A 20041-nucleotide genomic window follows, 5' to 3' on the forward strand; every position below is an offset into this window, starting at 1 on the left:
CATAAGTCCATTCACATAAGCTGTAAATCAGTTCACACCACCCACTGACTCTCTAAATTACATACCTATGCTACTACTCTTATTCAACAATTTCTCAGCTATTCTCATCTAAACTCAGCTCATCTGTTCTTAGGCTGACCTCGCTCCCGAAGCCTTCTACCTTGACCGAACAAAAAGTTAGCCTTAATTCTATGCCAAACCAATTTAATTGTCAATTAATTCTGAAGAAAAAGATTGAAATTTATGTTTTCGTAAGAACTTTTTATGTAGGTATATTATCCTTCAAAAAGACCTTAAAAGGGAAAAGGATTCCTTACTATTGAATATTTTCTGAGTATTGACCATGTAAATATATCAAGTTATAGTAATTTCAGAACAATAATTTTTTCCATATAATATATAGAAAGTAGGAACGTATATGTCCGTTCGCAAAAAATTAAATTTAGGCTTCATTTCTTTAACCTGTTTACTACTCATTTCAAGCATCTTATCATTTCTTCAATTCAAAACAACACAAAATGATTTAGAGGAAGTATTGAAGCATCGTATTGTTCAAATTCAATTAACGGAGAATATACAGCAACAACTTGCGTCTCAAGGTTTATTTTTACGCTCCTATGTTTTAAATAATAAGGATGAAGCAGCTCGGGATAATTTAGAGCGTTATCACAAACTTTTACCTGAAACAGTTCAAGAACTTTCTGGTCTTGTTCGCTCTGATTATACAAAAGATATTATGCAACAAGTCACTGCATTACAAAACGAGTTACTAGCCTCTTCAGCGAAAGCCTTGCAGACGTTTAATAGTGGCAATACGGATTTAGCTCTCACTTACATAAATAACGATGTCACAAAATACAATAAGGAAATCTTCAAGCTAACAACTGATTTATTAGCTTATCATGATGAGCAGCTTCAAAAGGTCGATCAAGAAGTAAATCATACCGTTTCACGTGCTCTTATTATTTCCATTAGTCTACTAATTGCTAGTATTATTATTGGTATATATTTTATGTATTTTGTTAAAAACTCCATTGTTCAGCCATTACGGAAGGTCACTGAAGCAGCAGACACATTAGCACAAGGAGATTTAACAATCGCTGAGCTTGACCATCAGACAAAAGATGAAATTGGCATACTTGCGGGTGCAGTCAATACATTAAAACAAAGTCTAGCTGGTCTGATGACGAACATTCAAGACAGTGCATCCCATTTATCAGCTGTCTCTGAAGAGCTTACTGCGAGCACAGAGGAAGTAACGGTAACATCCGATGATATTGCACAAAGAATTCAAGAAAACGCAACATCGCTCACTTCTTCCGCTCGTACCTCGCAGCAAAGTGCTCTGGCAATGGATGAAACAGCAGCAGGTGTTCAACGCATTGCTGAGGCGACACATAGTCTTCACCACAATGCAGAGAGTATGCGCCAACTAGCCCATACAGGAGGAGCAACGATTTCAACAGCGGAAGAACAAATGAATATCATTTCTGTGGCTACCTCTGAAATTGCCACATTGACCCAAAAGCTAAGTAAGCAATCGGAAGAAATCGGACAAATTACAACCGTCATTACAGCCATTTCAGAACAAACAAATTTACTTGCACTCAATGCGGCCATTGAAGCAGCAAGAGCTGGAGAACATGGTAAAGGCTTTGCCGTTGTAGCTGATGAAGTGCGTAAACTAGCAGAGGAATCCAATCAATCTGCTAATCAAATTGTTGCCATTACGAAGGAAATCCTAACAGATACGCGCAATGTGGCTAATGCAGTGGACCATGGCTTAGCTTCTGTACAGGACGGCGTGTCTAAAATTCACGAGGCAGGAGATGCTTTCTACTCCATCACTTCAGCTGTTACAGCCTTTACAGAACAAATTGAAGAAATATCTGCCACATCCGAAGAAATTTCAGCAAGTGCCGAGCAGGTTGCCGCCTCTGTCACCGAAACAGCCAATGTTTCAAATCAATCGGCTAGCAATTCTCAACTAATTGCAGAGTCTGTTGACGAACAAGTAGCGACAATGCAGCAAGTGAATGCGGTTGCTGAGGAATTAAGTCAGAATGCGCAACAGCTCCAAGAAGTCCTTCAGCAATTTAAATTATAAATACACTCGGCAATCTCGCCTACAAAAAAGCAGGGAATAGAAAACGAATCGTTTTCTATTCCCTGCTTACTAAATTATACTGTAGGTTCGTCAGTTCCCCATTGTTTTTTCTCTTTCTTGAGTAGCTTTCCATCTGATTTTTTCATTTCACGAATTTTTAATGAATACCAGATTTGAGCGGCGATACAGATAGAAGAATACATACCTGTAATTAAACCAATCAATAAAGCGATAGAGAAGTTTTGAATAGATGGTGCACCAAAAATTAATAGGGATACAACAACGATAATAACAGTTAACACTGTATTAACAGAACGTCCCATCGTTTGGCGTAGCGATTTATTCACTATATTCGCCAATACTTCACGGTCATTAATGGTATCATATCGATCTAAGTTTTCACGCATACGGTCAAAGGTAACGATTGTATCATTAATGGAATAACCAACAATTGTTAAAACAGCCGCAATAAACGTAATATCTACCTCTAAACGCATGAAACTAAACACAGCAACAATTAAGAATACATCATGCAGAAGCGAAACAATTGCCCCGACCCCCATGCGCCATTCAAAGCGAATAGCCACATAAATGATAATACCTAGTGCTGCAAGAGATAATGCCTTAATGGCATTTTTCACAAGTTCCTTACCAACAGTAGGAGATACTGTACTTACAGTAGGTTTATGACCATATTCCTCAGTTGTTTCTTTTTGGAATTTCAAAATATCTGCTTGAGATAAATCGGTTTTATAACGTACAACCGCTGAGGTACTCTTTTCTCCTGAAAGAACTACATCTTCCGAAGGGAAGCCGATGCTATCAACATATTTTTCCACTGCTTCTTTTGTTAATGTTTGATCTGCTTCAATTTGAATACGTGTACCACTTGAGAAATCAATACCAAGGTTTAGACGGAAAATACCAAGAACAACTAAACCAGCCACTAAAATAGCTAATGAGAATGTATAGAATTTCTTACGATTGTGTACAAAGTCAAAGCGATCAAATTTCGTTGATAAATCTAATGCACCAATATTTTCATCCAGACTATGTTGTTTTGATTTCGCAATACCATACCAGGCTGGATTATTGAAATAGCCACTGTTCACAAGTAAACCTAATAGTACACGTGAGCCCCACACTGCTGTTAAGAAGCTCAATAAAATACTAATGATTAATGTTGTAGCGAATCCTTTAACAGAGCTTGTCCCAAAGTAGAATAGTACACCTGCTGCTAATAATGTAGTTAGCTGTGCATCAACAATGGCTGATAAAGATTGTTTAGAGCCTAGTAGGAAGGCTTGCTTCGCCGAGTAGCCGACACGTAATTCTTCTCGAATACGTTCTGCTGCTAAAATATTGGCATCTACTGCCATTCCTATACCAAGCACAATGGCTGCTATACCAGGAAGCGTTAAGACTGCATTAATCCAATCAAATACAACCAGTACTAGGAATGTAAATACACCAAGTGTGATGATCGAAATAAAGCCTGGTAAACGATAGTAGAATAGCATAAATAAGAAAATGATTACTACGCCAACAATACCAGCGAAAATAGTGCTTTTCAGTGCTTCATCACCAAATTGAGCACCCACAGAAGTTGAATAAATTTCATCAAGTTTAACAGGTAATGCCCCTGCATTTAAAATACCTGATAGATTTTTTGTTTCTTCAACAGAGAAATTACCACTTATCATTACATCTGTTGTATTTAATGTTTGAGAAACTGTTGCTGCAGATGCATAGCGAGGCTTCGCTTTCTGTGATTCCGCTTTATAAGAATCAACACCCTCTTCGAAGTCTAACCATACAACCAATAAATTTTGTCCTGCGGGTTTCGCAGCAATCTTACTTGTTACATCAGCAAATTTTTTCGCATCTTTTAATTTTAGCGAAACAATTGGGCGATTTTGTTGGTCAAAGGAAGCACTTGCTCCATTTTCTTTTAGATCATCTCCATCTAATAATAAATTATCATCAACATCACGGAATGTTAAATTCGCAGAAGTAGACAATAACTTACGTGCAGATTCTTGATCTTCAACACCTGCTAATTGCACACGGATTCGGTTTTCTCCCTCAACTTGAATGCTAGGTTCACTTACCCCAATAGCATTTACACGGTTGCCAAGAGCTGTTGCCGTAGCAGTGACGATTTCAGGTGTAATTTTTTGACCATCTTTTAATTCATTTACCTCGTAAAGTACTTCAAACCCGCCCTGTAAGTCAAGACCAAGCTTGATGTCCTTTAAGACGCCGTTTACAGTCGTACTAATTCCTGCTGCGAAAAGCACTAGAATTAATAGGAATGCAACTATACGACTTTTTAGTTTCATCAATAAATCCTCCTCGAATTGGTGTAAGGGCTGTCCTTACACGCCAAACAAGTAACTAGCAATACCTTTTGAAACGTTTAATCCTCCTTTTCCTTTAGAATCGTGTTACCTGTGCCTCAAAAAGGTTGCTCTACTTATTCAATCGTTCATAACGCGCAAGTTTATCTTTGTATTATTAGGTACTAGCCTTCCAAATGCAAGTAAAAGAGCATTCAAGACTTATGTAAGTAAAAACTTATTCAAAATAAAAAAAGCGCAACACACTTATTATGAAACAGGTTGCGCTTGGTGTCAATTCAACACATTTAGGATTCTTTGAATTATTGTATAATTTGACACATCCTTGATTACGTTCTAACTGGACCAAGCAGTAATTGTAATTCTTCCATACCTACTTCTTCAAACCAATTATTACTTTGTAAAAACTCTACTTGATTAAATGAGACAATATCAGATGGTGATACCGCAAAAATGGTCGCAATCACCTCATGTAAACGTAGCTGTTCGATTTTCTTTTTACGCCATTTTTTTTCAATACAGTAGCGCCAAAGTTCTTCCGCCGTAATGGCATCATATTGATAATGTTTGAATTCTGCCATCTTACTATCAATTGCCGGACGGATTTTTTCAAATAGTTGCTCATATTGCATACTCATTTTGAATCATCTCCAATCAAAGTCGTAACGTAAGACATGTTTGCATACAAATAGTGTAAATGAATTTTTGCGGCTTGAGAAGGGACGGATGGCATGAGTTCTTTTGTAAGAGGTACATTATTTTTAATGTTCGTGATTTTTTTATCTAAACTTTTTGGCTTCTTTTATAGAATGCAATTTATGCGTATTGCTGGTGAAGAGGCTGTCGGCATTTATATGACCGTCTATCCAGCATTTATTTTCTTTATCTCACTCATTCAACTTGGACTACCTATCGCTGTAGCTAAAATCGTGGCAGAATTACTAGCAAAAAATAAGCGCGAAAACATCTTTGGTGTCATGCGTACGGCCATTCTTTGGTCATTCATAGGTATGATCATTTTTATGCCACTCGTTGCACTCACAATACCATATATTTCGACGACGCTCTTACATAATGAACAGACAACATTTACGCTATGGATTGCACTCTTTGCTGTACCTGTGTCCGTTGGATCTGGGTTATTACGTGCTTATTTACAGGGTGTAGCTAAAATTACCCCAACTGCTTGGGCTCAAATGATTGAGCAAATTGTCCGAATTAGCTTCATTACGTTAATGCTGCCTTATGTGGCTAATTACAATAATGCGGCTGTTACTGCTGCTGCTGCAATGGGTATTACACTTCTTGCTGAGGTTGTAGCATTCCTCTATTTATGGCTACATTATATCGTTTCGAAAAAGAGACTATTGACGCGTAAAACTAAAATCGAAGGCTACCCTGCATCACCCATGCTACGTATTGCCCTTCCCTCTGCGGGCAGTAAGCTGTTTGGTTCTTTCACTTGGTTTTTAGAACCGATTATCTTTTTAAAAGCTTTGACAGTTGCAGGTTTAACCGCTTCTGCTGCTACTATTTTATATGGTGTCATCTCTGGTGTTTTAGTACCCTTACTATTGTTCCCAGCTTTTGTATCAACAGCCTTATCCATTGTACTAATTCCAGCTGTGAGTGATGCCGTCGCTCGACAGCACATCCCGCTGTTACAAGAGCGAATTTCGGTCTCCCTAAGATTATCTTCCTTAGTAGGCTGCTTTGCTGCTACGTATTTCTTTGTACATGGTGATGAATTAGCTATGAAGCTCTTCCATCTAGAAGAAAATCGAGGGTACGTTAAAATTTTAGCACCAATTTTTTATTTTTATTATATTCAAAGCCCACTCCATTCTATCTTACAAGCGATTGGTGAAGCTAAAGCTGCTATGATGAACTCCATCTATGGTGGACTCGGTAAATTATTTGTGATGTTTGTACTAGCCTCTCAACCTGGCATTCAGGAAAAAGGAGCCGTCGTAGCTATTGGCTTTGGTGTTTTACTGACGTCCTTCCTGCATATCGCAACTGTTAGACAAAGAAAAAACCTACGTGCTGGCTTCAGAATGTTTGTCGTACCTTATAGTTGCTTTATTGCCGTTTGTGTCGCACAGTATTTTCTTATTCCAATATTATCACTACCATTTATTTTGAGCAGTGGTGTTACATTATTTTTACTGTTTACTTTTTTATTATTTACCAATCAGTTACGAATCACTGATTTCCGCTACATCAAAAAATTAGCGAAGAAGGTTTAAGATTCTTTTAATTGGATGTGGAGCTTATGGTCTTCCCAAATACAAAAAAATACCGTTTCACTGTTTGTTATATTGTTTTTAGCTAGCTCACCCATTAACCAATCCACATCTTTATGCATGGTCAATAAATGTCTTTCTTGAATATCGCCATCGATAATAAGTGGATACACGAAAGCTTTTTCATCTTTTTTATAGATGGAAAGATTGCCTGATGGCTCTAAATAGGCAAATGCCACATCTGTCACTGATGCAACGCCATTTTCTCGTAATTGCTGACATAAATCATCTAAATTATAGCGGTGTTTTCGCATCTCACTCTCTAAAATAACACCATCTTTTACTAATAAAGCTGGGTCACCATCCACTAAATCTCGTATTTTTTTGAACTTTAACGATAAGTAAGCACTTAAAATTTGAATAAAGAGCAAAATAATGATAGGTAGTATGGCATTAAAGAGAGGATTTTTAAAGTCATCTAGCGCAAAAGCAGCAACTTCTGCAATCAATACAAATACAACCAAATCTATGACTGATAATTCTCCTACTTCTCGTTTACCCATTAAACGGAAAACAATGATAATAAACACATATAAAAAACAAGTTCGAAAAATAATATGGTAATATTCTTCCATAAAAACACCCCCATACTATCAAAGTGACCTTACTTATTGTTTTTTATACAATTTTCAAGGAATAGTCTCCACTTGTTCGTACACAATAACAAAGAACAAAATGCTTAACGACTATAAAAACAAACAAGGTGAGAACATGACAAGGAAAATAATTGTTTTCGTTGTTGTTTATATGCTGCTGTTGCTAATAAGCCCCTCCCCTATTTACGGATACCAAGAGCCGGAAATACCGGTTCTTATGTATCATCATTTAGAGGAACATATAAATAATACTACAGTTATTTCACCCGAAAATTTTGAAAATCAAATGAGGGCGCTGAAAGGTGCAGGATATCATACCATTTCTGTTCAGCAATTATATGATTACTTAAATGGGCAAACGCCATTACCTCCAAAGCCTATATTAATTACGTTTGATGATGGGTATTTAAGCAATTATGAAAAAGCATACCCTGTTTTAAAAAAATACGATATGCATGCAGAAATCTTTGTGATTGCAAGCCGAATCCTAGAAAATGATGAAAAAATTCAACAGCCAAAAGAAATTCCAAAGATGAGCTGGGAGCAGTTAAAGGAAATGAAGGATTATATGACAGTTCAGAGTCACACATGGGATTTGCATTATAAATTACCTTCAGAAAACGGTAGGCTAAATGGTGCGGTATATGGACCAGGTTTTGTAGACGGACAACTTGAAAGTTATCATGCATACGAAGAAAGAGTTAGAAATGATTTTATTCGCTCACGAAAAATAATAAAAGAAAAACTTGGCTATGAGCCCATTGCTATTAGCTATCCTTACGGCATTCATTCACCATCCACCATAAAATTAGCAAAAGAAGCTGGTTTTAAGATGGCCTTTGTTATTCAAAATAAACATGTGAAAAGGGGCGATTCTCTGTTTACGTTAAGCAGAATAACTGTAAACGGCAAAGATTCTGGTGAAGTATTGATCCATAAAATAAAAACAGCTAACTAGCCATGAGTTCGCTTCATGTGTAAAAAAAGACTTACAACATAGCTAATGCCCTATTGTAAGCCTTTTCTCTTTTGTTACTGATTGTCATTAACAATTCGCCCAATTGCTTGACGGTCAAATTTCACTCGTACATTGTCAGCGATTTTTAACGTCACTGCTGTGTCCTCAATCGCATCTACGACACCATGTAGACCACCGATTGTAATGACTTTATCTCCACGTTGCAAACTACTTTGCATATTTTGTGTTTCCTGCTGTCTTTTTTTAGCTGGACGGATTAAGATAAACCACATTGCAACGAACATTAATAATATTGGCGCTAATCCTAATAATTGATCCATAATATATCTTGCCCCCTTTCCAAATCTCACTTTTTTAGTATAGACTATTCCACCAATAAAAAGCGATGGACAAGCCAAAAAATTTTCTCAATTACTAATATTTTTTCTATGATTGACATTATTTTGCTAGAAATATTCACTTTTTACAAAGATTTGAATGCTTTTACAAAACGATTGCCATAGTATAAGGACATTAGGCACTGCCTAATGTCCTTTCATAGTGTTGAAAAACAAAACCATCCATAGAATTTATATGAAAGGTGAAAAAGGATTTCCGTTGCAGGCTACTTGCTTTCCTGTGGGCGAGCGCCGAGCTATCCCACGGGAGTCAAGTAGCCTTCCACTCCAATCCATAAAAATGTTTCTGTTTAGCAAAGATCTTCAAATAAAGTGAAGGTATTCATTACTCTTTATGGAGGGTGTTGTCACTCATCACTTCTCCACATTGAAAATAAAGAGGCTATCCTTTCTCTAATCTTACAAATACGGCTCGTATGAAAGATAAGGAAAAGACATTTTTGCAGAATGGTTGATTGGAGTGGAGCCAGTGTCACTCCTAGGGGATTTAGCGTCATAGAGGAGACCCTGGAGCGAACGCAGTGAGTGAAGCGGCTCATCTGACGCCCCCTGGAAAGGACGCTGGTGGAACGGAAATCAACCCCTCGCCTTACAAAATTGCTTATTATGCCGTTGACATGACCTTTTTTATTTCGATTCAGTAACATAAAATGAAAGGCGTAATGGCTTAAAAGTTCTTAGCATTTGGCCCATTGAAGCCATATTTTTCAAAGAATTCTTCTCGGAAATCACCAAGGCGGTCTTGACGAATGGCTTCACGCACTTGTTCCATCAGCTTCAATAGGAAATGTAGATTATGATAAGACGTTAAACGAATACCAAACGTTTCTTCCGTACGGATAAGGTGTCGAACATAAGCACGAGAATAGTTTTTACATGTATAGCAATCACAATTCGGATCAATTGGACCAAAATCACGTGCATACTTAGCATTTTTCACCACTAGACGGCCTTCAGATGTCATTAGTGTACCATTACGCGCAATACGTGTTGGCAGCACACAGTCAAACATATCAATCCCACGAATTGCTCCATCAATTAAAGAATCTGGTGAGCCAACCCCCATTAAATAACGTGGTTTATTTTCAGGCATCATTGGCGTCGTAAATTCTAACACTCGGTTCATCACATCTTTCGGTTCACCAACAGATAATCCACCAATTGCGTAGCCTGGGAAATCTAATTCCACTAATGCTTCTGCTGAACGACGGCGTAAATCCTCATACTCTCCGCCTTGGATGATCCCAAACAAACCTTGCTCCTCTGGACGCTTATGCGCTTCTTTACAGCGTTTTGCCCAACGTGTTGTACGATCAACTGATTGCAGCATATAATCATGTGTCGCAGGAAATGGTGGACATTCATCGAACGCCATCATAATGTCAGACCCTAAATCATTTTGAATTTCCATTGCTTTTTCAGGGCTTAAAAATAGCTTATCTCCATTAAGGTGATTACGGAAATGAACGCCTTCCTCCTCAATTTTACGGAATTGACTTAGGGAGAACACTTGGAAACCACCTGAATCCGTTAAAATAGGACGATCCCAGTTCATAAATTTATGGAGTCCGCCTGCTTCCTTGACAATATCATTGCCTGGACGAAGCCATAAATGGTACGTATTGGACAAAATGATCCCAGCATTCATTTCTTTTAATTCCTCTGGCGACATCGTTTTAACAGTTGCTTGTGTGCCCACTGGCATGAATGCTGGTGTTTCAAAGGAGCCATGTGGTGTATGGACGATGCCAAGACGTGCTCCTGTTTGTTTACAAGTATGAAGTAATTCATATCGAATTGCTGGTTGTGTCATAAACTAAAAATCCTCTCTTATCTGAAGTAAAAACAGTACTTCGATTATATCCACTATTATTTTTTCGGACGTATAAACATCGCATCTCCAAAACTAAAGAAGCGATATTTTTCCTCCACTGCTTGCTGATAGGCACTTAAAATAGTTTCTCGAGTAGCTAGCGTACTAACAAGCATGACAAGTGTTGATTTCGGTAAATGGAAGTTTGTAATTAACCCATCCACCACCGTAAAGTTGTAGCCTGGATAAATGAAAATAGACGTCCAACCTTGTTCTGCTCGCACTTCCCCCTCATATTTAGAGCCAATTGTCTCCAATGTACGTGTAGAGGTTGTCCCAACAGCTATGACCTTGCCGCCGTTTTGCTTAACACGATTAATCGTATCTGCCGCTTGTTCGGTCACACTATAGAATTCAGCGTGCATTTCATGGTTTTCAATCGAATCCACACTAACAGGACGGAAAGTGCCGAGACCCACATGTAGCGTGATAAAGACCACTTCTACACCTTTCGCTTTTACCTGCTCTAATAATTGCTCCGTGAAATGCAGTCCCGCTGTTGGTGCTGCAGCTGAGCCACGTTCTTTGGCATAAACCGTTTGGTAACGATCCTTGTCCTCAAGTTTTTCACGAATATATGGAGGCAACGGCATTTCACCAAGTTGCTCTAATATTTCATAAAAGATGCCATCATAATGAAAGTCAAATGTACGTCCGCCATGTTCAAGCTCTCCTGTACAAGTAGCTGTTAATAAACCTTCACCAAATGTGATAACAGTTCCTACTTTTACACGCTTAGCTGGTTTTACAAGTGTTTCCCACTCATCTGTACCAGCTAATTGCTTTAATAACAATACTTCTATATGTGCACCTGTTTCCTCTTTCACACCCATTAAGCGAGCAGGTAAGACTCTTGTATCATTTAATACGAGACAATCTCCAGCATGTAGCTCATCTAAAACGTGAGCAAAATGGTGGTGCTCTACTTTAGTAGCGCCAGGTGTAACAACCATTAAGCGGCTCGCAGTACGATCAATTAATGGCGTTTGAGCAATAAGCTCCTCTGGTAATTCAAAATCAAAATCTTCTACACGCATGAAAAAACTTCCTTCTTTATGTTTGTTGTGGATACTCATATCCAAAATGTTCGTAGGCTAAATGTGTGGCAACTCTTCCCCGTGGTGTACGTTGAATAAGGCCAATTTGCATCAAATAAGGTTCATATACATCCTCTATCGTAACCCGTTCCTCACCAATCGATGCCGCAAGCGTATCTAAGCCCACTGGACCGCCTTGGAAGCGCTCAATCATGTTCGTTACAAGTTTATGGTCGATATGATCAAGCCCTCTAGGATCAACTTGTAACAGCTCTAGCGCTTGCTGTGCAAGACCCTCCGTTATCATACCATCTCCAAGCACTTGTGCATAATCTCGTACTCGTTTTAATAGACGATTCGCAATTCGAGGTGTTCCGCGTGAGCGTCTCGCCATTTCCATTGCCGCTACTTGCTCAATTTTCACCTCAAATAAATGAGCACTTCGCACCACAATTTCAGCAAGTGAACGATCATCATAATATTCTAAGCGTAGTAACACACCAAAGCGATCCCTTAAAGGGGCTGATAAGGCGCCAGCTCTTGTTGTAGCACCTACAAGGGTAAAGGGAGGTAAATCAAGGCGTACAGAACGTGCTTCTGGACCTTTCCCCACCACAATATCTAAACAGAAGTCCTCCATTGCTGGATATAGCACTTCTTCAATGGCACGGGAGAGTCGATGAATTTCATCTATAAATAAAACGTCCCCAGGCTCAAGTGAACTTAAAATAGCTGCTAAATCCCCTGGGCGCTCAATTGCAGGGCCACTCGTCATGCGTACATTGACATTCATCTCATTCGCAATAACAGCAGCTAATGTCGTTTTACCAAGTCCCGGAGGTCCATATAACAGCACATGGTCTAAACTTTCTTGGCGAAGCTTTGCCGCTTCAATGAATATTTGTAAGTTTTCCTTCACTTTATGTTGCCCAATATACTGCGTTAATTTTTGAGGGCGTAAAGATAATTCAAACTGCTCATCATAGCTACCTGCCTCACTTGCCATCATACGTTCAGACATGCACCTTCCCTCCTTTCCTTATTTTATTTTTAGCAATAGTTGCAATGCTTGTTTCATAAAGGCATCTGTCGTTTCCAGCTTGTCGTTGTCCTCAAGCTGTGGACGAATTTTTTCGAGCTCTTTTTCAGAATAACCAAGTGCCATTAACGCTAGTATAGCTTCTTCTAGCTCATGCTTATAAGGATTCACACCAAACAATGGTAGCTCATGTTCTGCACTAGGAAGCTCCAATGTATCTAATAACGAACCTAGCTTGCCCTTCAAATCAAGAATCATTTGACGTGCCGTTTTTTTCCCAACCCCAGGGAACTTCACTAAAAACGCTTCGTCCTCCCGCTCAATGGCACTAATAACCTGTTGCGGATTCCCAGTAGCTAAAATCGCTAGAGCCCCCTTTGGCCCTATGCCAGATACTAATATTAGCTTTCGAAATAGCTCACGTTGATCTAGATTAGGGAAACCATATAAAACTTGTGCATCCTCTCGTACATGCAAATGAACATATATCTGTTGCTCTAGGGCTGATGTGCGGAATGCAAACGGATTGGGCGTATGAAGTTGCCAGCCAATACCATGTTGTTCTAATACTATAAACTCAGGTGTAATACGAGTTACTTGTCCTTTTAAATAATCATACATCTATAATCCCTCACAATCATCGTCTTCGATTATAGCATATAGCGAACGAATGCTCGACAAAAAGTAGTGGCAAAAGTGCTGTTGCCAAACAAAAATGACCGCCAAATGACGGTCATTTTTTAACAAATCTATCAACATCGTACCACAGTTTTGGCCAATAGGTGAGGGCTCGTTTTGTGAATGGCACTAAATAATCTAAAAATACTAGCTGTTGCTCTAGTGGTAAATCCACTGCAAAAAGCCATTCTCGTAATAGCTCATTCGGATATTTCAAACGATGGAGCTTTCTTTTATCCAGTCGTTTCAGCTCAGGTAATTCGGCAAAAATTTTTCCAAGATCATAATCAACAGCAGGTAATACACGATGCAACCATAAAATATATTCATCATCTGCTTCGCCAAGATGTGCTAAATCAAAATCAATTAAACGTAATTGTCCATCAGAGCACCATAAAAAATTATGATGAACCACATCCCCATGTAATAGTGTGATTTCTTTTTCAGGCGCATCCTCTAATGCAATCAGTTGTAAAGATTTATCACTATAATGCACAATTTGATCAATTTCTTCTTTTGTTAAAAAAGCTCGAAACTCATTTCTTCTACTTTTAAAACGCATATGACGCATTTGCCATTTTAAAAGCTGCGAGTAGGTATGCAAGCCTGGCACTCGCTGCCAAGCTATTTTTTTATGTGTATCATGTAAAGCTATTAATAATTTAAGAGATTCTTCGCGATCTTTTTTATATGCAAAGTTAGCACCATGGCTTCCTTCTTGCCATACTTGCACAATTAACTGCTCATCATCACTCTGGACCAATGGTAAGATCAGAGAAGGCTCCATGCGTCCTAACTGGCGATGAATTGCTCTCACCTTCTCTGCAATTTCCACTTGCTTCGCTCGTTTGACAAAATAATGATTCGATTCATACTTATATTTCCAAATGTTTGACTTTAACTCTTCTACAATATACGCTTTTTCACCATCGATAAGGCGTCATCCCGCCTGGGAAATAGTGCGGTGACATCCATTGTCCCCCTGCTGGTGGGCACGGCGGTGGACAATGTGTCGGACATGGTGGTGGCGGACAATGACAAGGATCCATTTGCCATGTAGGCATCATCATTGGTTGTTGATGACAGCCACAGGATTGACCCATGTTCATATCAGGCATCATCATTGGCTGTGTACCACAGCCACAAGATTGACCCATATTCATATCAGGCATCATATCCATTTGTGGCTTCATTTGCTGATCCTGTGTATGGAAGAATGGTGATGTAGACTCTAAAAAGTCTTCCATCCCACCTACTTTATGATCTGGCATGTCACAAGACATTGGCTGTTGTGGCATCGTATAATGCTCGACCTGAGGTTGCATTGGCATCATCGGCCACCACATTTGATGATAGATCGGTTGATGACAACTTGAGCAATGTGGGACAGCAGGCATTTGTGGCATGATATGCATCGGTGGCTGTGGCGCTGGTTGTGGCATTGGCTTCGGTTGAGCTACAGGTGGTGGTGTAGGTGCTGGCGGTGGTGGTGGCTGTATTTGTACAGGTGGTGTTGTAACATTTTGCTCCATTTGTGGCATCACCAATTGTTGGTGCCAATTCATTTCCACAGGCTGCGGTACCCACATCGGTTGTTGTGGCATTTGCATAGGCATTGGCATCGGTATTGGAATCGGAATCATTTGTGGTTCTGGCATTGGCATAGGAGCTGGTGGTGGCGGTACAATAGGCGGCGGTGGTGGCATCGGTCGCTGTACCTCTTTTTTAGGACTTTCCTTCGGTGCCTCCTTATGCACTTGTGTTTCCTTTTTCGGCATTTCTTTATGTGATTCTCTATGCGGCTCTTTGTTTATTTTTTCAGGCAATATAATTTCCATACCTGGAACAATATAATCTGGGTTGGCAAGATGGACATTGAGCCGCTTCAAATCTTCAAACGAAATGCCGTACTCTTTCGCAATCTTCCACAAGGTGTCTCCCTTTTGAACAATATGAATACGCAATTTTTTCCTCCCTTCCTCTCTACGTATCATATGTTCAATGTTTCATTTGGATACAAAAATTTCAGCAAGTTAGAAATGCTTCATGGTACACTAAAACATAAGGAATGCTGATTCCTTTATTATGAGCAGAGGTGAACTCTTATGAAAAAAATGTTAGGCGAAGAACGCCGACTGCAACTTTTAGCGCAATTAAAAAACAGTAAAGCACCTATAACTGGGACAGACTTGGCTAAGTTCGCCAATGTTTCTAGACAAGTTATCGTCAATGATATGACTCTATTAAAGGCAAGAAATGAGCCCATTATTGCCACAAGCCAGGGCTATCTTTATATGCATCAGGAACAATTACAGCAAACCGTTGAACGTACGTTCCCTTGCTTGCATACCTCAGAGCAAACAGAGGATGAATTAATGACCATTGTCGATTGTGGTGGTACTGTCAAAAATGTTATTGTAGAACATCCAATATATGGTGAACTCACTGCCTCCATTATGGTATCAAATCGCCATGAGGTGAAACAGTTTATCGAACGTGTCAATGCCACACAGGCTAATTATTTATCCGCCCTTACTGGTGGCATTCATCTGCATGTCATCTCTGCACCCTCTGTTGAAGTTTTAACTTTAATTGAACAAGCCTTACAAAAAAAGAGCTACTTAGTGTCAGATCAATAAATAGCAAAAGCACCGTATGATATCCTTTTTCATACGGTGCTTTCTGTTTTGATTGCAAATGTTATGCTTCTGATTGGACGCTTGAGCGACAGTATTTCTTTTCTCTTCGCGAGTATTTTGATCCTGAGCGAAAGTATTTTTCCACTCTCTGCGGATATTATAAACCCGTGCGCTACTAGGAAAGAAATCGTTGCCGTTGAGAAGGTGTGGGCAATAAGCATTCACTTTTTTGACCAAATAAACGATAGCGTTGTTTAGCAAATAATCGATACAGCGCATTACGGATAATGGGGGGAACAAGAATCAAGGCATAGAAGCAAGGCCACAGTCCATCCAATTTCCTGCATATGTTTAATGCTGCGGTAGATTCCAGCGAGACGTTCCCTTGTTCAATCAGAATCACACTATCTATATTCTTTGGTATATTGTACTGATTGAGCAATGCTTGGCCGATATCACTTTGAAGTGACGCAAATTGAAAATAGCCAGCTTCATCGTGTTTGATAATAAATTGAACAGTGCTATCACAAAAATTACAGATACCATCAAATAAAATGATGCCAGCCATTACCATTCCTCCCTACAGCTATTCTGCCTCGTCTGATGTAACATAAGTGAAGTAAGTACCCAAAGATTTTACCTTACAGCCTAGTGCAGCTAATTCTTCCATGGCGCCACGCATCATCGGTTCTTTTTCATCTGCTAATACATCAATCATAAAGAAATAATCACCTAGGCCCGTTTTAAGTGGACGTGATTCAATTTTACTTAAATTCAGTTGACGCCATGCAAAAACAGAAAGCACCTGATGCAATGCTCCTGAACGATCCGTTGGCAATGTAATCATAAACGTTGTCTTAGCTTGCCCTTCAGATAGCTCTTGCGGCAATCGTTTATTTTGCTTGGACAGTACAAAGAAACGTGTATGGTTAAAATGGAAATCATGGATATTCGATTCAACTATGTCAAGGCCATATTTTTCGGCTGCTGCTGCATTGCCTACTGCGGCTATACATTCTTGTGGATTTTCTGATACATATTTCGCTGCTGCCGCTGTGGAAGTTGTTTGATGTAATGGCACATGACTGAAACGATAAAATAAGTATTTATGACATTGAGCTAGTGCATGTGGGTGGGAATAAACACCTGCGATAGACTGCCAATGATCCTTTTGCGCTTTATTCACCATTAAATGCTGCTGGATTTTTAGCAATAATTCACCTGTCACATAGAGTGTTGCCTCATGGAATAAATAATCTAATGTTAATGTTACAGAGCCCTCTAAGGCATTTTCTAGCGGAACGACGGCTAAATCCACCTTTCCCTCCGCGACAGCCTCTATACATTCTGGAATCGTCGCACACGGTACAAGCCACTCATTTGGAAAAGTAGCCTTTGTTGCTAAATATGTAAATGATGCTTCTGGTCCTAAATAGGCGATTCTATTTTCCCATTGTTGCTTTGTCATTGCAAATACCTCCTTTATGGCACAATAAGGAGCAGTCCCGCGAGATTACTCACTGTTGGGACAGCTCCTTATTTGAGCTTGTTATCGCATTCTGACCTAGCAGTCTTATTAAACACGATAATTCATTTTTGTCAAAAATTAAAGGATTGAACACTGTACTGTTATTATAATGCTCCAGAACTAATTACTTCTGCTGATTCTACAAAATCTAAGCGCTTTAATTGCTGAATGAGGTCATCAAGATCACAGGTCATGCTTGTTACATCTAATGATAAAGTAACATTGGCACGTCCCTGAATCGGAATCGTTTGATGAATTGTCAATACATTACAATGTGTAATTGTCACAGTTTCTAAAAGCTTAGCAAGTGTTCCTTTTCTATCTTGAAGCTGTAAAAAGACTGTTAAAATGCGTTCCTGCACAATTGAATGAAAAGGAAAAACCGCATCACGATATTTGTAAAACGCACTTCGCGATAAATCCACCTGCTTTACCGCATCCCAAATGGAAGATACTGAACCACTTGATAGTAAGTGTTTCGCTTCCAAAGTTTTTTGCATTGCATCCGTTAAAACATCCTCACGAACTAAATAATATCGCTGATTCGCAACATTCTTCATACGCTTCCCCCTAAAACTCATGTCTTAATCGACAAATTCAAATTCAAACTCTTGTAGGCGTACTGTATCGCCATCTTGTGCTCCACGTTGACGCAGAGCCTCATCCACACCCATTGCACGCAATTGACGAGCAAAACGACGAATACCATCTTCACGGCTAAAGTCCGTCATTTTAAATAAACGCTCAATGGCATAACCATTAATAATAAATGTACCATCATCGTCACGAGTGATTTCGAAATCTTCACCTTTTGCCTCATGCTTGTACATGACAGTTGCGTCTGATTGCTCCTCTACATCTTCATATAGTGGGAATTCAGGCGTTACTTCCAGTAGATCCGCAATGGCAAACAACAGCTCTTTTAACCCTTGACGTGAAACAGCAGAAATTGGGAAAATTTGAACATCTTCTCCTACCTTTTGGCGGAATGCTGCTAAGTTTTCTTCTGCATCTGGCATATCCATTTTATTGGCTACAATTATTTGTGGGCGCTCTGTTAAACGAAGATTATATTGTTTTAGCTCTTCATTGATTGTTAAATAATCTTCATATGGATCGCGACCTTCCATTCCTGACATATCAATAACATGGACAATAACGCGTGTACGTTCAATATGTCGTAAAAATTGATGGCCTAATCCTACCCCTTCATGTGCCCCTTCAATAAGCCCAGGTAAATCTGCCATCGCAAAGCTTCGGTGATCTTCCGTTTCAATCATGCCTAAGTTCGGTACAATTGTCGTAAAATGATATGCACCAATTTTTGGCTTAGCAGCAGAAACCACTGATAAAAGCGTTGATTTACCAACACTTGGGAAACCAACTAATCCTACATCTGCTAAAACTTTTAACTCTAATATAACATTTAATTCTTGTCCTGGCTCACCTTTTTCAGAAAGTTCTGGCGCTGGGTTGGCAGGAGTGGCAAAACGAGAATTTCCTCGTCCACCTCGGCCAGCTTTCGCAATAATGGCTCTTTGCCCATGCTCGACTAAGTCGGCAATAACTGCATTTGTTTCTTCATTCATAACCACTGTGCCTGGTGGAACTTTAACGATTAAATCCTCTGCATTTTTACCATGCATGCCTTTACTCATCCCATGTTCACCACGAGGCGCTTTAAAATGACGTTTATAGCGGAAATCCATTAACGTTCGTAAGCCTTCTTCTACTTCAAATACGACGTTACCGCCATGTCCACCATCTCCACCAGCTGGACCACCATTAGGTACATATTTTTCTCGACGGAAGGCAACCATACCATCTCCACCGTCGCCACCTTTAACAAAAATCTTTACGTGATCGACAAACATTTAGTTCACTCCCTATTTGCACTCAAGACATATTGCCAGCGCGTAGTTGTCTGCTCAATTGTTTGAATGTCGAATTGTTTCAAACCTTTTTCGGTGAATGCATCAGCACTCCATAACCCATTTAGCGTGAATGTCACGGCAAATGTATGATCGTCAACACGTACATCAAGCGTTAGGATCTGCTCTGTAAATGGATCTAATGTATCATAAACATGCATAACTGTTTTGTTTAAATAATCTACAACTTCCCGATCAATATTGTTGGTCACTGGCTTTTTTATCTCACCGCTTAGCTTCCATGCTAGTGATGGATAACGCCATCCTGCTGTTTGTAGCCACTCAATTGTTTGTGGTAATTGTAGTCGATTGAGGATAGAAAACACGCGTAATTGTTCTGAATAATGTTGAATAAGTTTCTTTGATTCATCAATTCTACCTAAATCTAAATTCATGCGAATCAGTTGCAGTTGATTCACATAATCATGATTTGCAAAACGTAATACTTCACTAATGGTTAGTGATTGATTGTTCATCCCATTCACTCCAATAAAGTTATCCTTACTAGTATAACAAGTTTTGCTCTATTTTTCCCTTAATTCTTTAATCAATTATGCCTCAGCTTAATTG

At 39.2% G+C, this 20041-nt stretch carries 19 protein-coding genes and 1 other annotated feature (1 of these 20 running past the window's edge); of the genes, 4 read left to right on the forward strand and 15 right to left on the reverse strand.

Annotated elements, in window-relative coordinates; all coding sequences use genetic code 11:
* Positions 1 to 96 (reverse strand) — a binding site (T-box leader) (it extends 149 nt beyond the left edge of the window).
* 322 nt (positions 97 to 418) lie between these two features.
* Complete coding sequence (locus MHI04_RS15540) at positions 419 to 2107, forward strand: methyl-accepting chemotaxis protein (RefSeq protein WP_058845300.1); 1689 nt, start codon at positions 419 to 421, stop codon at positions 2105 to 2107.
* Between the two features lie 74 nt (positions 2108 to 2181).
* On the opposite strand, the gene secDF is transcribed toward MHI04_RS15540, so the two are convergent.
* Together secDF and MHI04_RS15550 are read right to left on the reverse strand one after the other, a co-directional pair.
* The gene (secDF, locus tag MHI04_RS15545) at positions 2182 to 4449 is read right to left on the reverse strand and encodes a protein translocase subunit SecDF (RefSeq protein ID WP_058845299.1); all 2268 of its coding nucleotides are present in this window, start codon (positions 4447 to 4449) and stop codon (positions 2182 to 2184) included.
* A gap of 347 nt (positions 4450 to 4796) precedes the next feature.
* Complete coding sequence (locus MHI04_RS15550) at positions 4797 to 5105, reverse strand: post-transcriptional regulator (RefSeq protein ID WP_036124425.1); 309 nt, start codon at positions 5103 to 5105, stop codon at positions 4797 to 4799.
* 93 nt (positions 5106 to 5198) lie between these two features.
* On the opposite strand from MHI04_RS15550, the gene MHI04_RS15555 reads away from it, so the two are divergent.
* Entirely contained in the window at positions 5199 to 6716 is a 1518-nt protein-coding gene (locus tag MHI04_RS15555; protein ID WP_036124428.1) for an oligosaccharide flippase family protein, read from the forward strand.
* Here MHI04_RS15555 and MHI04_RS15560 read toward each other — a convergent pair.
* Complete coding sequence (locus MHI04_RS15560) at positions 6713 to 7348, reverse strand: DUF421 domain-containing protein (protein WP_036124431.1); 636 nt, start codon at positions 7346 to 7348, stop codon at positions 6713 to 6715. The two genes, MHI04_RS15555 and MHI04_RS15560, sit on opposite strands and share 4 nt — an antisense overlap.
* Before the next feature lie 100 nt (positions 7349 to 7448).
* Here MHI04_RS15560 and MHI04_RS15565 point away from each other — a divergent pair, with 100 nt between their 5' ends.
* Positions 7449 to 8327 carry a polysaccharide deacetylase family protein gene (locus tag MHI04_RS15565; RefSeq protein ID WP_342503567.1) on the forward strand — a complete coding sequence of 293 codons (879 nt, stop codon included), beginning with the start codon at positions 7449 to 7451 and terminating at the stop codon, positions 8325 to 8327.
* A 74-nt stretch (positions 8328 to 8401) separates the two neighbouring features.
* On the opposite strand, the gene yajC is transcribed toward MHI04_RS15565, so the two are convergent.
* From yajC to MHI04_RS15600, 7 genes are all read right to left on the reverse strand, one after another.
* A complete protein-coding gene (gene yajC, locus MHI04_RS15570; RefSeq protein ID WP_036124438.1) occupies positions 8402 to 8668 on the reverse strand; it encodes a preprotein translocase subunit YajC in 267 nt (88 codons plus the stop codon).
* Between the two features lie 745 nt (positions 8669 to 9413).
* A complete protein-coding gene (gene tgt / locus MHI04_RS15575) occupies positions 9414 to 10559 on the reverse strand; it encodes a tRNA guanosine(34) transglycosylase Tgt (protein WP_036124159.1) in 1146 nt (381 codons plus the stop codon).
* A 56-nt stretch (positions 10560 to 10615) separates the two neighbouring features.
* Positions 10616 to 11656, reverse strand: coding sequence for a tRNA preQ1(34) S-adenosylmethionine ribosyltransferase-isomerase QueA (queA, locus tag MHI04_RS15580; RefSeq protein ID WP_036124157.1), 1041 nt, complete (start codon positions 11654 to 11656; stop codon positions 10616 to 10618).
* A gap of 16 nt (positions 11657 to 11672) precedes the next feature.
* The gene (gene ruvB, locus MHI04_RS15585; RefSeq protein WP_036124152.1) at positions 11673 to 12677 is read right to left on the reverse strand and encodes a Holliday junction branch migration DNA helicase RuvB; all 1005 of its coding nucleotides are present in this window, start codon (positions 12675 to 12677) and stop codon (positions 11673 to 11675) included.
* Positions 12678 to 12695: 18 nt separating this feature from the next.
* On the reverse strand, positions 12696 to 13316 hold the full coding sequence (gene ruvA / locus MHI04_RS15590; protein WP_036124149.1) for a Holliday junction branch migration protein RuvA: 621 nt from the start codon (positions 13314 to 13316) through the stop codon (positions 12696 to 12698).
* A 112-nt stretch (positions 13317 to 13428) separates the two neighbouring features.
* Positions 13429 to 14307, reverse strand: coding sequence for a phosphotransferase (locus MHI04_RS15595; protein ID WP_342535778.1), 879 nt, complete (start codon positions 14305 to 14307; stop codon positions 13429 to 13431).
* On the reverse strand, positions 14297 to 15337 hold the full coding sequence (locus MHI04_RS15600) for a LysM domain-containing protein (protein WP_089934705.1): 1041 nt from the start codon (positions 15335 to 15337) through the stop codon (positions 14297 to 14299). The genes MHI04_RS15595 and MHI04_RS15600 overlap by 11 nt, the downstream gene beginning before the upstream one ends.
* 141 nt (positions 15338 to 15478) lie before the next feature.
* Here MHI04_RS15600 and MHI04_RS15605 point away from each other — a divergent pair, with 141 nt between their 5' ends.
* Positions 15479 to 16012 carry a transcription repressor NadR gene (locus MHI04_RS15605; RefSeq protein WP_089934703.1) on the forward strand — a complete coding sequence of 178 codons (534 nt, stop codon included), beginning with the start codon at positions 15479 to 15481 and terminating at the stop codon, positions 16010 to 16012.
* 175 nt (positions 16013 to 16187) lie between these two features.
* Here the strand turns inward: MHI04_RS15605 and MHI04_RS15610 are convergent, their stop codons facing one another.
* From MHI04_RS15610 to MHI04_RS15630, 5 genes are all read right to left on the reverse strand, one after another.
* Complete coding sequence (locus MHI04_RS15610) at positions 16188 to 16580, reverse strand: DCC1-like thiol-disulfide oxidoreductase family protein (RefSeq protein WP_036124137.1); 393 nt, start codon at positions 16578 to 16580, stop codon at positions 16188 to 16190.
* 18 nt (positions 16581 to 16598) lie between these two features.
* Complete coding sequence (gene pheA, locus MHI04_RS15615; protein WP_036124134.1) at positions 16599 to 17480, reverse strand: prephenate dehydratase; 882 nt, start codon at positions 17478 to 17480, stop codon at positions 16599 to 16601.
* Between the two features lie 164 nt (positions 17481 to 17644).
* Positions 17645 to 18100: an ACT domain-containing protein gene (locus MHI04_RS15620; protein WP_004226679.1), complete on the reverse strand. Its 456-nt coding sequence runs from the start codon at positions 18098 to 18100 to the stop codon at positions 17645 to 17647.
* A gap of 24 nt (positions 18101 to 18124) precedes the next feature.
* Positions 18125 to 19414 (reverse strand): GTPase ObgE, encoded by a 1290-nt coding sequence (obgE, locus tag MHI04_RS15625; protein WP_036124130.1) that lies wholly within the window; start codon positions 19412 to 19414, stop codon positions 18125 to 18127.
* Positions 19415 to 19419: 5 nt separating this feature from the next.
* On the reverse strand, positions 19420 to 19947 hold the full coding sequence (locus MHI04_RS15630) for a Spo0B domain-containing protein (protein ID WP_036124127.1): 528 nt from the start codon (positions 19945 to 19947) through the stop codon (positions 19420 to 19422).
* Positions 19948 to 20041 lie beyond the last annotated feature (94 nt).

This window comes from Lysinibacillus sp. FSL K6-1151, from assembly GCF_038630755.1.
Lineage (GTDB): Bacteria > Bacillota > Bacilli > Bacillales_A > Planococcaceae > Lysinibacillus > Lysinibacillus fusiformis_D.